This is a genomic window from Mycolicibacterium llatzerense, assembly GCF_000878195.1.
Taxonomy (GTDB): Bacteria; Actinomycetota; Actinomycetes; order Mycobacteriales; family Mycobacteriaceae; genus Mycobacterium; species Mycobacterium llatzerense.
In genome coordinates, this window is the sequence record NZ_JXST01000093.1 from 1 (window position 1) to 1,480 (window position 1,480).

A 1,480-nucleotide genomic window follows, 5' to 3' on the forward strand; every position below is an offset into this window, starting at 1 on the left:
CCTTAAGTTTGTAGTTGCAGTTATTTCGAGCTGTTACGGCAGTTACGGTGTGCTGCGACCCGGGTGGGTCGGGTAAGGCTTGTGGGTTGTTTGCCGGCCCGGTGGTGCGGCTTGAAAGGACTGGCCGCCCGGCCCACCTGGACTTCCTCGGGCCGCTGATTGAGATCTGCGATGTGATCGCTTGTTTAAGGAAATGCCGGCGAGGTTGTCCGTGGGGATCCTGTTGGCAGACAAGCGAAAAGAGGTTCCGTGACAGAAAACCAGGTGTGGGCTGGGATTGACGTCGGCAAAGAACATCACTGGGTATGCGTCGTCGACGGCAACGGCAACATGATGTTGTCGCGCAAGTTCGTCAACGACGAACGCACGATCCGCGACCTGGTCACCGAGGTTGACGAGCTTGCCAGTGAGGTGTCCTGGACGGTGGACCTGAGCAACGTCTACGCCGCCCTGCTGCTCACGGTGCTCGCTGAAGCTGGTAAGACGGTGCGCTACCTGGCGGGCCGGCAGGTGTGGCAGGCCTCGGTCACCTACCGCGGTGGTGAATCCAAGACCGATGCCAAAGACGCCCGGGTGATCGCCGATCAATCCCGGATGCGTGGTGAGGACCTTCCGGTCCTGCGTCCCGGTGATGACCTGATCACCGAACTGCGCATGCTCACCGCCCATCGTGCGGACTTGGTGGCCGACCGCACTCGCACCATCAACCGGCTGCGCCAACAGCTGCTGGCCGTGTGCCCGGCACTGGAACGTGTCGCTGAGCTGACCCAGGATCGGGGATGGGCGGTACTGCTGGCTCACTACCAACGCCCGAAAACGATTCGCCGAACTGGTGTTTCGCGGTTGACCAAGATGCTGGATGCGGCCGGGGTGCGTAACGCCGCCACGATCGCGGCCGCCGCGGTGACCGCCGCTAAGGCGCAGACGGTCGGTCTGGCGGGTGAGGATATTGGAGCGAGATTGGTCGCCGAGTTGGCGCAGGGGGTGATGAGCCTCGATGAGCGCATCAAGACCACCGACGCGGACATCGAGGAACGATTTCGCCGCCATCCGCTCGCCGAGGTGATCACCAGCCTGCCTGGTATCGGGTTCCGGCTCGGCGCTGAATTCCTCGCTGTGGTCGGTGATCCCGCCCTGCTCGAATCGCCCGATCAGCTCGCAGCGTGGGCCGGGTTGGCCCCGGTATCCAAAGATTCGGGCAAACGCACCGGCCGGCTGCACACACCCAGGCGCTACAGCCGACGACTCCGTCGCGTGATGTATATGTCCGCCCTGACTGCGATCCGTTGCGATCCCGCCTCTAAGGCGTACTACCAGCGCAAGCGGGACCAAGGCAAACGGCCCATCCCGGCCACCATCTGCCTGGCCCGCCGCCGCGTGAACGTCCTCTACGCACTCATTCGTGACAACCGGACCTGGGAACCCGACGCGCATCAAATCGCCTCTGCAGCGGCTTGACAACGTCATTGAGAGTCCTTTC

General features: G+C 63.1%; 1 protein-coding gene. It reads left to right on the plus strand.

The window, feature by feature from the left end; genetic code table 11:
- Positions 1–249 precede the first annotated feature (249 nt).
- A complete protein-coding gene (locus TL10_RS29315) occupies positions 250–1,458 on the plus strand; it encodes an IS110 family RNA-guided transposase (RefSeq protein ID WP_043988449.1) in 1,209 nt (402 codons plus the stop codon).
- Positions 1,459–1,480: the final 22 nt, after the last annotated feature.